Annotated in this window: 9 protein-coding genes; all 9 read right to left on the reverse strand. The window is 45.7% G+C overall.

Features of this window, described 5'->3' with window-relative positions:
* Positions 1 to 19 precede the first annotated feature (19 nt).
* The 9 genes from K6V21_RS03535 to K6V21_RS03570 all read right to left on the reverse strand — a co-directional run bounded on the left by K6V21_RS03535 (position 20) and on the right by K6V21_RS03570 (position 16,494).
* On the reverse strand, positions 20 to 2,698 hold the full coding sequence (locus K6V21_RS03535; RefSeq protein ID WP_224320862.1) for a glycoside hydrolase family 2 protein: 2,679 nt from the start codon (positions 2,696 to 2,698) through the stop codon (positions 20 to 22).
* Positions 2,699 to 3,010: 312 nt separating this feature from the next.
* Positions 3,011 to 3,154, reverse strand: a complete 144-nt coding sequence (locus tag K6V21_RS26800; protein ID WP_363317861.1) for a DUF6805 domain-containing protein — start codon at positions 3,152 to 3,154, stop codon at positions 3,011 to 3,013.
* A gap of 33 nt (positions 3,155 to 3,187) precedes the next feature.
* Positions 3,188 to 4,360 (reverse strand): sialidase family protein, encoded by a 1,173-nt coding sequence (locus K6V21_RS03540; RefSeq protein ID WP_224320863.1) that lies wholly within the window; start codon positions 4,358 to 4,360, stop codon positions 3,188 to 3,190.
* A gap of 2 nt (positions 4,361 to 4,362) precedes the next feature.
* Complete coding sequence (locus K6V21_RS03545; RefSeq protein WP_224320864.1) at positions 4,363 to 6,696, reverse strand: glycoside hydrolase family 127 protein; 2,334 nt, start codon at positions 6,694 to 6,696, stop codon at positions 4,363 to 4,365.
* A gap of 22 nt (positions 6,697 to 6,718) precedes the next feature.
* Positions 6,719 to 8,722: a hypothetical protein gene (locus K6V21_RS03550; RefSeq protein ID WP_224320865.1), complete on the reverse strand. Its 2,004-nt coding sequence runs from the start codon at positions 8,720 to 8,722 to the stop codon at positions 6,719 to 6,721.
* 32 nt (positions 8,723 to 8,754) lie between these two features.
* On the reverse strand, positions 8,755 to 9,819 hold the full coding sequence (locus K6V21_RS03555; RefSeq protein WP_224320866.1) for a glycosyl hydrolase: 1,065 nt from the start codon (positions 9,817 to 9,819) through the stop codon (positions 8,755 to 8,757).
* Between the two features lie 361 nt (positions 9,820 to 10,180).
* Positions 10,181 to 11,845, reverse strand: coding sequence for a RagB/SusD family nutrient uptake outer membrane protein (locus K6V21_RS03560; protein ID WP_224320867.1), 1,665 nt, complete (start codon positions 11,843 to 11,845; stop codon positions 10,181 to 10,183).
* Between the two features lie 23 nt (positions 11,846 to 11,868).
* Positions 11,869 to 14,634 (reverse strand): SusC/RagA family TonB-linked outer membrane protein, encoded by a 2,766-nt coding sequence (locus K6V21_RS03565; RefSeq protein ID WP_224320868.1) that lies wholly within the window; start codon positions 14,632 to 14,634, stop codon positions 11,869 to 11,871.
* A 39-nt stretch (positions 14,635 to 14,673) separates the two neighbouring features.
* Positions 14,674 to 16,494: a RagB/SusD family nutrient uptake outer membrane protein gene (locus K6V21_RS03570; protein ID WP_224320869.1), complete on the reverse strand. Its 1,821-nt coding sequence runs from the start codon at positions 16,492 to 16,494 to the stop codon at positions 14,674 to 14,676.
* Between the last annotated feature and the right edge of the window lie 3 nt (positions 16,495 to 16,497).

The following is a 16,497-nucleotide window of genomic DNA, read 5'->3' on the forward strand; positions in this document are numbered from 1 at the left end:
CTTGTAGCTCGTCACTTACTCACTTGTTCTTCTCCCCGAAGTCTTCCTGTTGCTGCTCCACTTCCTTCAGCCTCTGAGCATTTTGCTCTTTCAGAAGCTGTTCCTGTTCCAACTCTGCAGCCGATTTTGCAGACGTTCCGGCAGCTTGCAAAGAAGATGAACCAGCGATCAGCGCAGCATCTTTCTCCGAATAAACCAACGGATGGGCGGCAGAATAGCTTTCTAATTCTAATACAGCACTTACAGGCATCTGCGAACCTTCGAACAACACACTTGCCGTTATTTTTATCTTACCCGGCCTCAAAGTGGACTGTATCAGCACCGGAGCCGTCCCCCACTTCACCGGAGCGGGATTTGCCAATATTCCGGCATCACCCAGAATACGTCCTTCGCCTTCTACATGAAACTTCACATAGTAGTTGTTCAAACGTTTGATATTCCCGTTCTTATCGGCTATGGCAGCTACTACAGTGACAAAATCGGAACCATCGGCTTTCAGGTTCACATTCTCATTATCCACCCAAAGCAGCACTTTTTCCGGACGACGGGCGGGATGCACTTCGTGCGTAGCAACCACTTTACCGTCTATCAAGCCTTCTGCCCGCAGGAATACTTCATCCTGCTTTTTCTTACGTGACATTGCTTTATCAGTCATAAAATCGTAGACATCGGGGAAAGTGATAACCGGCGAAGGCATGCCTTCTTTAACTACCGGTTTATTATAAGTATAAGTCTTTCCATCTTTCAGGAAGGTGAGGCGCACTTCATCGCAATTGGAATAAACAGTCACATCCTTGCCGGAGAACGGTGTCATCTCGTGAGCAATATAAACCATCGGGCCGGTTTCAAAAAGACGTTCCTGCTTCTGGGGTGAGCGTTGTGCCTTGAACATATAATAAGAATACTTGGGCTGGCGGAACACATCCATCAGTCCGCCATAGAACGGGTCGGGATGATAACCGCGCTGATGGTCGAACGAGTGCCACAGGCAGCCGCCCACATGTTGGCGGGGAGTGCGGTAAAGGGCATCGTAACAGGTATATGTATAAGTGGGGTTGGCATAATGTTGCGCTTGGATAAGCATAGGCTGTTCTCCCCAGTTGCGGGCTACGCGGCTGGGAGAGTTATGCGAACTCCAGTCATCCACATTATCACCCCATTCACGGGTAAAGTAGGTTATTTTAGGATCGGCATTCTTGTCGCCCCACGACTTGCCATCGTAGGAAGGATGGGTGAAAAGTATCGGAAAATGTTCTTTGCCGCGTGCTCCGCTGTCGCAACCGGAATAACAGTAGGGATAAGGATATTCCTGGTCTACAATATCACGGGTGTTCTTGGCGAAGTCCTCCGGATACCAGGTTTCATTGAGGATAGGTTCCCACATCCACACACAAGCATGGTTGCGGTCGCGCCGCACAAGGTTGCGGATATCGCTATATACGCGTTGCGCAAACTCGGGAGCATCATTCCAGAACTGCCAGCCGGGGGTATTGACAATGACAAACAGCCCAAGCTCGTCGCATGCATCCATGAATGCCGGGTCTTGCGGACAATGGGCGTTACGGATTACTTTCATTCCGGCATCACGCAGCTTCTTTGCATCACGCCAATGAATACTGTTAGCAACGGCATTGCCTACCACCGCAAAGTCCTGATGACGGTTAGCACCAATCAACGGGCTTTCATAAGGTTTGCCATTCAGCCAGAAACCGTCCTTGCCCTTAAACTCTACACTACGGATACCGATACGGCGGCGATAACCGTCCACCACATTGCCTTTGCGGTCGCGGATGCGTACTATCAGATTATATAAGGTGGGAGTTTCCGGACTCCATAACATCGGGTTCTTTACTATGAGCTTATCTTTCGAGGTAATAGCCTTCCCTGGTCGTACCTGAACCTTATCATTCAAGAAAGCAACCTGTGTGCCATCCGGTTGCTGCAACTCATATTCTACAACGCCCGTAAAGGCTTTACGGCTGTCATTGCGCACATGCGCCTTCAGTAACACTTCGGCTGAGGCATCCGACACCTTATCATATGCCACAAACAAGCCACCGCCTGCTACTTCGTTCTCAAAGTTCGGGTCAGTGATAAAGACCGGATTATGTGCTATCAGCCAGCAATCACGATAAATGCCGCCGAAATAAGTAAAGTCAAGCACATCCTGCGCCTTTCCGGGGGGATAGGTCTTATCATCGCTGTTATCCGTCCACACGGCTATCACATTATCCTCTCCCCAGTTCAGTGCATCAGATACATCGACCACTACAGGCAGATAACCGCCAAAATGTTCGGTCAGTAACTTCCCGTTGACGAATACCTTACTCTTTCCCATGATGGCTTCGAAGTGCAGGAACAGTTTCTTCCCTTTCAAAGCATCTGCGGGGGTGAAGTGCTTGCGATACCAGACTTCTCCCTGATAGTTGATGCAGCCGCTGGCTTCCGTAGGCAGATATTCAATGCCATTGGGAAGGGAGACTACCGTCCATTCCGCATCATTAAAGTTCGTAGCTTCAGCACCCGTAACGGCTCCTTTGTAAAAGCGCCAGGCAGGATTCATGGAGAACACTTCACGCCCGGAATTGGGCAGTTGGAAGAAACCGGCAGTAGAAAACTCAGGTTGGTGAGATGCCTGCACAGCACAGCTGGGAATTAAGAACAAAGCGATCAGAATGAAATGAATGATTCTCTTCATATAGTATTATTTTTAGGTATGCATGACTCGATGCAATGACAACAGCCCTCGACATCCGGTGCAAAAATAGGGCAAACCCTCTAAGATAGTATTACAATAATCGCTATTTTTAATCCAATTTTATCTAATTGTCATTTAGAAATAAAATAAATGCTACCCAAACAGTTATATCAGACAGATCACATTCTGCCTGATATAACTCTAACTACAAATCATTCTGCTTTTACAATTCGGACACCAAAGATTCTTCCTATCATCTTTTCCTTATGAGATTGAAAAGAAACACTGACCTTGTCTTTTTCCGAAGTATATTCAAGGGGAATATCTATTATTCCAGCTGAACCGGAATTTACGTCCTATAAGCTCACCCACAGCCGTATCTTTTCCCCGCAGCTTATGTTCCCTTTCCGGTTCCATTTCACCTAACTGTATGAAGTCAACCGTTCTCTTATTCAACTCTTCCTGTTCCCGGAGATAGTTCCGGTATGCCTATTTCTTTTTCAAAGCACGAAAATCATGAATACGATGGAAAGTCAGGTAATTGGCATCATGTTGTCTCGGTGGATTTCCTGTTTTATCCCTCCACGCCGTGCGGGAGACGAAAATGATATCCTCTCCATCAAACTGCCAGTCAACATATTGAAAGCCATACAGCTCCGGATGTCCGCACGTCAGTAAAGTATCTTTAATACACCATTCCTTCAGGTCGTTTGAGTACATCAGCACCTGTGTATTACGTATCCCTCCATTGTCTGCCCCGGAACGATCTTTCTGTAATACAAAGTTAGATAACGTCCAGTACTTCCTGCTTTTCTTATCGTAACGAATGGTGAACTTCTTTGAAGCACCCGGCAATCTTATAAAGTCTGTTTGAGGATCAAATGTCATCGTCCTCCCGTCTGCTGAAACCGAAACCATCGCAGCCAAATCATCCGGGTTATAAGCTACCCGCAGAATATCCTTCACTTCCCCTTTGGGGGTGACTACGGCATTGCCTTCCAGCCATGCCGTAGCCCCTTCTTTCCAGGAAGAATCATACTTGATTTCATTACTAAAAACCCACTGTGCCGCATCCAGCAAGTCAGCCTTGCAGGAGATAGAAGTCATCAACGCAGAAAAAGGTCCCCACCCCCAGGCCTGTCCCATATTCTCCATCGCACGCCAGTACTTCCCTTTATGACGAACCACCGGAACGGGTGCGCAATGATAAAAGCCACGGCGAATAAGACCGGACTTTTCGTCTTTGGGGTCTGTCCATGTATACCCGTAATCCAATGACTTACGGACTACAAAGTCACCGTATCCGATCGTTTCCCTGGGCCTGATACCTATCAGATATAATTCTTCGCCACGGTTAAACAACGTAGCCCAGGTCAGGAGTTTTAGCTCCGCTATCCGTTCCCAGGTGTTTCCACGGTCTTTGGATATATAGACATACGTATCTGACAGTTTTTTACCAAAGTAATCATGCGAAGCTATATAAGTGCCGTCCGGCATAATAACGATACTCGGTGAGCCGACATATTCATGGGTGATTGCCGGTGCATTGTGTATCACCACTCCGGGCGGGTTTATATCATATTCCTGAGCCATACCCGCAGAGCATCCCCACACAAGCAACAAGCTGATTATGATAACTTCCTTCAATCCTTTCATTCTCATAATTACTCACATTTCGCAACACGTGCATTATAAACCGCCCCTGTCCAGTTACCGGGTACACCTTTAAAACGAATGGTTATCTTCTCCTTATCTTTCCAGAAATCTTCGGGTAACGGATATACCGCTTCAAAGAATTGACCGGGCTTATTCCGATAAAGATGTTGCCTTGCCAGAACCTTACCATCTACATAGATATCAAACTCCAAATGTGCCGTTTCATCCCCCCAATAAGTGACACGTAAGTCCTGAGGAACATCCGGCAAAACTTTCATGTCGAACTCAAACCAACCGCCAATCCAGGCAGCCCGCCACTTCTTGCGATGTGAGATTCCGGTACCTATGTCCTTTCCACGCAGGTTATGATCCCTTTCTGGCTGCATTTCACCCAATACGACATAATCAACCGTCAGCTTATCCAAATCCTGTAACCGCTTCAATTCATTCTTGTAAGCCTCCTGCATATCTTTCCACTCTTCTGTGGTAAACAAATCCCAATAAACCACATAGTGCTGATGATGCATCGCATAGAAAGGAATCAATGACACATCTTTCGGTTCTCCTACACCTTTTGTCTCGAAGCGCAGAGGAGAATCGGACACTTTCTTCAGCCATTCACTGACCGGTTTATTATTATTCACCAACACGGGAATATCCTTCTCCATATCAGGCTCTTCCTGTCCTAACTCGCCTGCCAGCAAAACAGGTCCGTAGAAAAGCCCCACCCGCTTCTCATTGTCGGGCATTGCAACCGTATAGAACTTAATCCCGAAAGTTATTTCCAGCTTGTCGTTATCTTTCCACTCCCGCTCTATAGAAACATAATTATTGCCGGAAGCTTTCAACGAAACTGATTTCCCATTGACCTTAAGGGACATTGATTCCGCCCATTCGGGATAGCGCAAGCGGAATACGACGGACTGTGGCATTTCTGTCTTTACCGTCAGAACTGTTTTATTGGAAGAAGGTATATCCGTATCCTGCGTAACAACCAGATCACGGGCAGTCCAGGTCAGCCGGGAAGGGATGAACAGATTCACAAAAAGACTGGAATCACTTCCTTCGGAATAGATAAAGTCACCATACTTCACATGATTTTCCATACCGGAACCACTGCAACAACAGAATGACTGGAAAGGAGACAAATAACCTTTCTTACCTCCGGATATTAAGGGAGTATAATAGGTACACATTCCATCATCAGGATTCTGGGAAGCCAGAATGTGATTGAACACAGCTCTCTCATAATAGGCACTATACTCGGGCAGTGACTGCCAGGAAAACAAATGCCGGGTCAGTTTCAGCATATTATAGGTATTACAGGTTTCCGTATTGGAGGTACTCAACCGTTCATTCAGCTTCCGGGGAGTTCCAAAGTGTTCGCCATCACTGTTTCCACCATTCACATAAGAATGGTTATCCACTACGGTATGCCAGAAAAAAGAAGCTATCGAAGAATCGCGTTTACTTCCGGTCAGTTCATACAGGCGTGCCGCTCCAATCATTTTAGGAACCTGGGTATTGGCATGTTTTCCTTCCAGGTCGTCAACTCCTATCGCCAAAGAGTCCATAATGGCTTTATGGTTATCAAAACGCTGTGCCAGGAGCAGGAACTTATCATTCTTTGTGTATGCATATAAGTTAGCCAATGCCTCATTCATCCCCCCGAATTCACAAGCCAGCACTTTCTGCATTTGATCTTCGGTAAGAGGATAGAATGTGCCATACATCCAGTCAGCCAACTTCTCAGCTATGCGCAATGCCTGTTCACTCCGGGCATACTGATAAGCGTCAATCAGCCCGGCCAGCACTTTATGCATCACATACAGAGGCACCCATCCACCATTCAGATCGAAACCTTGCGAGTAGATATTTCCGGCTGAGACTTCCGCAAAGATTTTCTTTCCACCCGGTGTCGCTGCAAGGTAGCCGTTACCGTTCGCCTGTTGACAACTATCCAGTTCATTAATGGTGTATTCCAATTTCTGCAAAAAACGCTCGTCTCCCGAAGTGGCATAGTACATGGCACAAGCTGACATATAATGTCCCAGCGTCTGTCCGGCTACTCCCAGACTTTCCCATCCCTCATATTTGGGGGCTTTAGGAACCAGCCCGGCTTCCGACCGGAAACCACTGAGAAAGCGGTCCGGTTCCAGTTCCAGCAAATAAGCAGCTTCCTTTTCTTCTGCGTGTTTAAAAGGCCCCTTAGTTATGACGACCTCATTCATTTTAAATGGCTTTGTCGACAAAACCGGAGTATCTACCTGTCTTGCCACTTGCTGACAAGACAGAAACAGGCATAAAACAAGTCCGCCACAAAAGTATTTCTTGATATTCATGATATTACATTAGTTAGTTAGTTTATTTACTACGAAGCTCATACATTGTTTCTCCTACCGAACGTGCCGCACGTACCAATTCCCAGTTGGGGGCATCATATACATTGATAAAGCCTATCTGATAATTCTCCCCATCTCCGCGTCCGGTCACAGCCTGGTCATTATACTGGAACCAGTGTGTTCCTACCAGATAAGGATTGGTCACAGCATCCTGCACATAGTGTTTATACAAGTCTGCCCTGTTCTCCTGATTTCCACCGTAACGCAAGCCGCCATGCAACAGTCCACGGTCCAGTCCGCCAAAGTGGAACTCTCCGATTATCATCGGGAAATCGAGATTCCTGGATGGGTGAAGGGAATAGGCTGAATAGGTATATCTGTTGAAACTCACGATATCACAGTATTTGGAAGCGATATCCACAATCCATTGCTGCACCGGATTACCGGCAAAATCTCCATAGTTAAAACGGCATCCCAAATACAATTTGTCGGGTGCTTTAGCCTTCAATGCATTCTTGATGCAACGGAAATAAGCGTTGGCAACATGAGCGGTGAAATCTACCATATCTTCTTTGGCTCCTGCATAGCAAGAGTCACTCTTCATCCAGTCATCCCAGGTAGCAAAGTCACTTCCCCAAGTACGGTTCAGTTCCGCCAACGACGCATATTTTTCAACCAGCCGGTTTTTAAATTCTTCTTTTGCATAAGGATATCTGCCTTGCAAGGCCAAAGTAGCCAGATACGTATTATCTCCCCAACCAAGTTCATTATCCACAAAATATCCTATACACCATTCATCTTTGGCAGCGGATGAGCGGGCCAAAGTATTTTCAACCCCTTTCTGGAATTCCGGTGAGAAGGGATCCTGAATGAAATGTCCGTACTGCGTATGGATTACTGCCGTGTAGGGAGTCTTTTGGGTACGGATAACGTCCTCATTCGACCAGTTGGCAATGGTATTGATATTCCAACTTCTCAAACGGCGGTTTGCCTTATCAATCATCTTTGTCTTATAGTCAGCTCCCCATTTCCGGTACATATTCAGTTTCCAATAAGAAAGTTCTTTCCTGCCATCCCGTTCGGAGACAAAAAGGGAGGAATCAACATCGGCAGGAAGATTTAAAGAACGATAAAACTTCTCACGTCCCCTGATATTCGTTTCATCACCACCCGCCACACAGGTGATGCCATGAGACCAGAACAAATGCCCCAGCGGATCAACCAGCCACCATTTGCCCTGATACTTTTCTACGCGGAAATGTCCGGTAGCTGTCAGTTGGGGACCGTCGGCCCAACCACCATACATATCCCAATTTTTATTACCCGGATGTTTCTTCATATCCAGCTCTTCTTTCTTATCCGCTTTTATGATATCGTTCACACCGGATATCTTTCCCGGATAACGGGCCGGAATATATTGACCGAATTCGTCTACGAACGGAAGCAAGGCTTCATACTCTTTGCCCGAATATTCTTTGTAAGGCACAGCCAGCGTGATGTTTCTGACTATCACTTGGTCGCCCGGCTGTATGCGCGGAAAGTCCAATGAGAACTTATAAATAGACTCAGGACGGTAACCGCACCACAATCTTGTGGCTCCACCGGGTAAGCCGTTCATCTTGGGAAACAGTTCTAACTGCTGTTTGGAATATTCCTTGCGTAAAATCAGGGTTTCAACTTTCCGTGTACTTTTAGCCGGAACATACGCTGCTCCCGTACTCCAATAATCACCATCCAGATGGCACTCCACAAACAACTCGTGGTCTGCCAGATTCTGAACTTCGCAAACCAGATTCACAAAAGGAGAAAAGTCCCAGGTTTCCTTTCCCGAAAGGAAAACCACACCCGCACCTTTCTGCGTAGCCGTCCAGTGCAACGCCTTTCCCTGAGATGACTTTTCAAGTCCATAAGTTTCCACAGTGCCTTTATTCAGTATCTCTGTAAGTAATTTCCCGTCGTTCCGTTCGCCTGCCCATATTATTGAACAGGTCAGAAGAATAGCTATCGATAAAAAGAATGTTTTCATATTTATTATTTAAATAGTTGCTTCAGATTAGTTTAGTTTGACGCATTGGGCAGATAGAAATCAAAAGGAGTATCTCTATCACAAGTCATCACTCCCGCCCCGTTCACCTTCAACTCGGCTACTTGTATGGAAGAACGGCGATAGATATAGGGCAATACCCCGGCCTCGTCCAGTTTACCCGTTTCATCACCCCATCCACCTTCTTTCTCCCAGCCCGGATGGGTGAAGTAGAATACATAAGCTTTATCTCCGGCGACTACGACTCCCGGATGACTGGCCCGGACATTATCATCCTTACGCTCCCCTTTCTTACCCAAAATGACGCTTTGCTTTTCCCACTTCTCCGCATCTGCAGAACGGTATACCCCGAAGCCATTCCATTGGTCAATCAGCATCCAGTAATATTGTTTGTAACAGAAAACAAACGGAGCTTCATGCGGAACGTCACCGATAGTAATGCCGGGGACATTCTTCCAATGATACAAGTCATCGCTCACAGCCTCTACCGTATAGCCTATACGGGAGTTTTTATACCACATTCCCCACTTTCCGTCAGGTTTCTTATAAACCGTAGCATCCAGCAACGCATCATTATTCGCCAGAGGAATCAGTCCGCAAAGTTTCCAGTCCCATAGGTTTTTACTTGTATAATGGGCTATCTTGCCAATGCCCGACCAAGACTCGTGTATGCCTCTGATATAAGTGACAAACAAATGGTATACTCCTTTATCGTACACTACATGGGGAGCCCAGAATGTATTTTTCCCACGTTCAAACTCCAGATCCAATGCACCGGCATATTCCCAGTTCTTCCCGTTGTCCGTACTGACCGCCACGCCGATACTGGTACCATAACACCAGTTTGTTCCTTGCGTAGAAACGTTGGCACGACGATTGGTATAAAACATATACCATGCTTTCTCCTGTTCATTATATATCACCATCGGATCTGCCGCTCCGTCATGAATCGGGTCTCTGAACAGAGGAGCTTTAGGTATTCTCAATACTTCCTTTGCGGCCGATTGGGCTTCTGCATCTGCTATGATACCCAAAGTCAGTCCGCATCCTATCATGAGCATCAACAATAATCGTTTCATCTTCATATCGTATATCTTAGTTATTCCTTATGAGTTCTAAAAGAAACTAATACGTTTGTATATCATTATCCTATATTTTACTTATTATACCTATCTTGCTTCCTAAAAAAGAATCCGAAGAGGCCCTCTTTTTACCTCGTACATATCTACTGAATTCCTGAATCCTTTGGATTATAAATCCGGTATAAATGTTCCTTTTTGTTTCTTAGGATTGAAACAGTAATTTCAATACTAAGAAACTATTATTCCACAGGCAAGAAACTATTGTTCCAATTAAGTGGAACTGTAGTTCCAATGAGATGAAACAAAACACCACTCTTATTCCGTATTTATCCTGCGTTAGAGGCCTCTCCGGAGACTATTACTTCCAACCGGGATTCTGAACCAGTTTAGAGTTTTTGTATATCTCAGCTTGTGGAATCGGGTAGAAATACATACTATCATCCCAAGTACGGTCGGCAGTCACGCTGTACTCAAAAGAGAGTCCTTCACCGGCCTTGCTGATAGAGACGCGTTTAATCTTCGTTGTCTCCGAACCGATTTTCCATCTGCGGATATCCCAGAACCGATGATCTTCGAAAGCCAGCTCGGCCATCCGTTCCTTTCGCAAAGCCAGACGGAACGCTGTCTTCGACGGTACATCTTCTACAGTCAGCGCAGCAATTCCCAAACCGGTTCTGCCGCGTACCATATTGATGGCAGTCCGGGCTGAAATATTCAGCTCTTCCGTAACTCCTTCCGGACCATAGGCTTCATTCATAGCCTCAGCATAAATCAACAGCACCTCAGCGTATCTGAACAATGGCATAGAATGACGGGCAGTAGTCGTATTATTGGCCGTCAGGCTCACATTGATATTGACAAACTTACTCAGATAATAACCGGTCTTTGTTGCTCCCTCCTGCGGCAAGCCGTTGAGACCATTCGGCAACACATCCACTTGTTTGCCATAAGCTGTATTTCCACCATGATAAAGTACGGTATAGGCCAGCCGCGGGTCTCTGTTGGCGTATGGATTCGCCTCGTCCATTTCCTGTCCTTCTTTCATATCATATGCATCCACCAGGTTCTGTGTAGGACAGTTACCACTCTTTCCGCCTTCCAGGCCAATGGGGAAGTTCAGTTTCTCCAGTTCGTTGGTATCACCTATTCTTTTAATCAGAATCATCTCTGCAGCTTTGAAATTGTCGGTGCCCAACAGTTGGTTGAACGGGACCAAAGATAAGTTCCAACTGCCGGAAGCGTCTATAATCTTCTTGGCGGCTTTTGCAGCCTCTATCCATTTATCCGGGCTGGTTTCAGCATTCGGGTTGTTCAATGGGCTTGCAGCATACAATAATGCTCTTGCTTTCAGCGCCAATGCAAAGATTTTGGACACACGGCCGGTTTCATTGTCATAGTCGGCATTATAAATGGCAGGCAGTCTTCCATCTTCGGCTACTTCGTCACACTCTCTGACTATAAAGTTGATGACAGTCTGGTAATCAACCGGCTCCTGATTGTTCGCTTCCTCTTCCGTCAGGACTTTAGTTATCAGCGGGATTCTGTTATAGCGCTTCACCAGTTCGAAATAGTAATAAGCACGCAGGGCTTTCACTTCCCATTCCAGGTTCCTGTATTTGCGCATCATTTTGGCATAGTCCTTTTTAAACTCAAACTCTTTCCAGTCTTTGCCTGTCCCATGTTCCAGATAATCATTACAAGCACGGATAGCTTTGTAATAATGTCCCCATTTATCATCTACAGCACGCAATGCACTCCAACTTCCGTCATAATAGCGGTGAATGGCCGAAGTGGGCCACACGTATTCCGCTTCATCACATCCTGCCGAGCGCAAGGCTCCGTCCACATCGTTTAAAACCCCCGGAAGATAGGCATAGATGCCCGTTACGAAGTCTGTATTGGACCAGGTTGTATTGAATAGTTTATTCTGGTCATAGTCCGAATTCTCATTATAATCCAGAAAGTCACCGCATGAGGAGAACAACAACATCAGAACTCCTGCAAGAAATATATGCTTTTTCATAATCTATCTATCTTTTAATTACATTAAAAACCGACCGAGAAGCCAACCTGAATAGATGCCGGAATAGGATGAGAGGTTCCCATTGCCTCAGGATCACACACATCTACGTGGTCAAACAAGATAAAATCGGAAGCCCTAACGTAGAGTTTCGCTGATTGCAAAGGCGTAGAAGCCAGTAACTTTTTAGAGAACTTATAATATAACTCGGCATGACGCAACTTCAGGAAAGATTTATTGGTCAACCACACCGTATTGTCATTGAAGTTATTGGCATTTGTTCCCTGTGATAATCTTGGGAATTTAGCATTCGGCGTTTCGGGCGTCCAACGGTTGTTGTAATAATACTCTGAGATAGAAGTATTACCCGTCAGAGGGCGGAACAAGCTCGACGTAGAAGCTATGGCAGAATAGTTGCCTGTTCCCTGCACCAATGCATCGATACCGATTCCCTTATATTCTATCCCAAGATTGATGGAGTAATAAATTTCAGGAACCTGACTACTATAACCGATAGCTTTCTTATCAAATTCATCAATAATCTTATCACCATTCAGATCCCTGAACTTAATATCACCCGGCTTCACAGTCGACATGTTCTGCTTAGGACTGTCGGCAATGTCCTGTTCATCCTTAAAGAAACCGATTGCTTCGTAACCGAAGATTTGTCCGACTGGCCGTCCTGTAGCTTTCATCCATTCATAAGGAGCATACTCCTCACCCATTTCAATAATCTTATTGCGATTAAAAGTGAAATTGCCGCCTACATTAAACCGGAAATCCTTTATCTCTTTATGATAGTTCGCCGCAATTTCAACACCCTTATTCTCTACTTTTCCTATATTCTGAAAAGCGTTGGTGGCACCCAACACAGCCGAAACATCACCGGGAGTAACCAGCATATCCGTTCTCTTCTCTTTGAACAGTTCAACGGTCAGGTCGAAAGACTTGAGAAAAGACATATCCAATCCCAGATTAGCCTTGGCAACCTTCTCATACAACATGTTCGTAGTCGGCAGACGTCCTTCTCCCAATCCGCTGGCACCATTGTATTCACCCCCCAGAATGTATCCGTTAGCCCAACCATACTTGCGATTCCACATCAAAGACTCCGGCATGATATCCGTACCGGTCAGTCCCCAGGAAGCACGGACTTTCAGAAGATCCAGAAAAGCGACGTCTTTCAGGAAATCCTCATTAGAGGCTACCCATGCAGCCGAAACAGCCGGGAAATTCCCAAAGCGATGGGCAGGAGCCAACAAGTTAGAGCCGTTACGCGAAAAGGCAACGTCTGCAATGTATTTATCAGCATACACATAATGTACATGTCCCAACAGGTTGATACGGTTACGGGTGTTATGCTGCCCGTTCAGAATGGTCTGTTCGCGCGAAGCGGCAAGTGTCACATCCAGTTTATGATTATTCCAGGCATTGGCATAGTTCACCCTCCCCCACAGATTGAAGCGGCTCCACTGATTACCGAGGGAAGAGCTAAACGAAGCAGCCGTACTTTCACCCTTCAAAGTGTAGTCTTCCGAAGAAGACGGATTGGAAACATTAGGTACGGAATACGCATAGTTCATACCATAATTATCCCAATAGTCGCAAAAGTTATCGTACGCAATGCGCGCATCTACCGAAAGACCTTTCAGGAACATACCCAAGTCTTGTCTGATAGACATATCGGCAAACAGAAGGCGCTGGTGGCTTCTGGCGTATCCTTTCGCTGCGATTTCCGCCACCGGATTCTTTGTCCAGACATTACTTCCACCCCACTCGCCATAAGGGGTCTTAATTGGGAAAGCCGCTGCCGGAGTATTGTAAATCATACTCATAATATCCCCCGTCAAAGGGTTCGGCCGGTTATGTTCTGCCAACATACCGCTCATCTTGAATGAAAGCAAGGTCGATTTAGTCAGATCTACATCGATATTGGTTCTTATACTCAACTTTGAATACTTAAGCTGTGACGAATATTCGTCAACGATATTCTCCGGTTTGATGAAGCCTTTATAGGACAAATAGTCTATAGAAGAGAAGTATCTGGCCACTTTTCCTCCACCACTCAAAGTAACGAAAACATTGTCGGTAGAACCGGATTTGTTCAGAACTTCATCCATCCAGTCCACATTGCCGTAATGAGGATCGTTGTTCTTGATTCCGTTCAACTGTGTCTGGTCATACATCGGGCTCAAGCCGTCATTCTTCAGCGCTTCATTCATTGCCTGCGCATAAGTATATCCATCGGCAAACTTCGGCAAACGGTTCAGCATATTAAAGTGGTGTTCGTAATTGACATGGATATCGATCTTCTTCCTCGAACCTGTCTTGGTTGTCACCAACATCACTCCATTGGCACCACGCAGGCCATACAATGCAGTAGCCGCCGCATCCTTCAATATCTGGACGCTTTCTATCTCTTCCTTTGTAATCATACTCAAGTCTCTTTCAAAACCATCTATTATCACCAGGATAGAGTTATCACGTGTAGAGTTCAGGCCACGAATCATAGTGGTAGGCACACTTTCCCAAACCGTACCACCTTTTTGCAGTACTGTAAGTCCCAATCCTTTGCCATACAGGGCGTTCAAAGGATTCGTCGCAGCACTTTTCATGATCTCATCTCCGGTAACTTCCGATATTGCAGCCGAGGATTCTTTAGCCTTTACCGTCACGCCATAGCCTAAATTCAGAAGTCTTTCCCCCTTAGCAACAATTGCACTATCTTGTTGTGCATATGCACTCAGACAAGAGAACATTAACGCACACGATAATTTATATATATTTCTCATAATCTTTAAATTCTTTTATTGTGATTAACAAGCTGCCGACTACCATCCTGGATTCTGAGTAAGATATCCCTTATTCATTTCCACAAACGGGAAAGGAGACAGATACCATTTGGGAGTAAAGAATACAGTTCCGTTCTCACCATCCTGAATAAATCTCTTCTTTACAGAGAACTTCTCATAAGAATATGTATTATTATCTCCACGACGAATGCGAAGTCCGTGCAGAATCTTACGGAAATCCTTAGCCTGTTTCCATCTGATCATATCATAGTAGCGCACTTCTTCAGCACCAAATTCCCTGGCGCGTTCGTCCAGAATTTCCTGACGCATCTCCTCTTGAGTCAGTCCCGGATTCAATCCGGACAGGTTAACGCGTGAACGCACGTAATTCACATATTGATAAGCATCGCTTGTACGCCCCACTTCATTCAAAGCCTCAGCATAGCTCAGGTAAATCTCGGGTAAACGTAAATAAGGCCATTGATCTTGTTTGCCAGCCATGTGCTCTTTGTCCAAGATATACTTGTAAATGGCAAATCCGGTAAATGCCGCACCATCACTGGCCAGATCATTGGCTGGTCCTTCACGACCGCCAATCCACATCTCCGCCACATGGTCCAAACCGAATTCGGCATTGTTCACCAGACAGTTCTCATACAAACGGGGATCCCTGTTGGCAAAAGGGTCTTCCGCAATATAGTTGTCCTTACTTTGCCTATCCCAGAAAGAAGCATCGAACGGAGTACCATCCGCATAAGGGAAAAGATTCACATATTCCAGTGTAGGGGTCATTGATCCATACGAACCGTAGGATTGCAGATAATAACAGTCACCGTCCCAATACCAAGACACTGTGGCACGGGCACGTGTATCAATCAACAACTCACCATTCGCTCTCCTGTAATAGGCATCCTGATATGCTTGACGGGGATTGGAAGCATTACGAACCAAGTCCCAGGGTTTGCCTTCCTGCTGATTGCACGTCATAAACAAATCACAGGCATCGACTACATCATCCCAAAGCGACATATCTTTTCCACCAAACCAGGCATGCTGTTCCGCTACCGATGGAGTTGAGGCTTCTTCCGGATAATAAGGTTCATTATCATTGAACAAGGGACTTGCACCAAACAGCAAGACTCTAATTTTCAGTCCGAGAGCGGCAGCGGCAGTAAAGCGTCCCGCCCATTGCTCCTGTTCATTAGATTGCAAAGCCCAGGGTAATACGGCATAAGCCTGATCACAAAGGTCGGCAATGAACTCCATCGTTCCGCGGGCAGTGGCTCGCGGCAATTTAAAATCATCATTCGGATCAAATGCTTTGGTTACTAAAGGAAGACCACCATAGTTTCTGAACATATCAGCATAGTGACAAGCTATGATCATCTTAGCTTCACCCTTCAAACGTTCTTTCTCTTTATCGTCTATATTGGGAGTCTGACCGATGTTCTCAATAAATAACCAGGCTTTACGGATACCGGTCCATTGTTCTTCACCGTTAGAATAAGAATAAACGGCAGCTGAATAATCGGAAGTCGCATTAAACTGGCCAGAGTAATACAGACTACTAACGCCATCCCAACTCAAGCCGCTGGTAAAGCAGTCTGTCAGCGCATCCACAGCTCCCATATTCATTCTGTTCTGTTTTTCCCCCCACTTCAAAGGACGTCCATAATATAAGGAAGTATAAGCATTCCACAAGAATGCACGGGCATAGTTCGCATCATTGAATACCACGTCTTTATCCACATCCACACTCGGAGCTTTTTCCAGAAAAGCATCACCCACTTTCAAGTCATCGACGCAAGAGCCCAATGTTATCAATAGAATAAGGATTAATCCATTTAATATCTTTTTCATGTC

This window comes from Bacteroides cellulosilyticus (assembly GCF_020091405.1).
GTDB lineage: Bacteria > Bacteroidota > Bacteroidia > Bacteroidales > Bacteroidaceae > Bacteroides.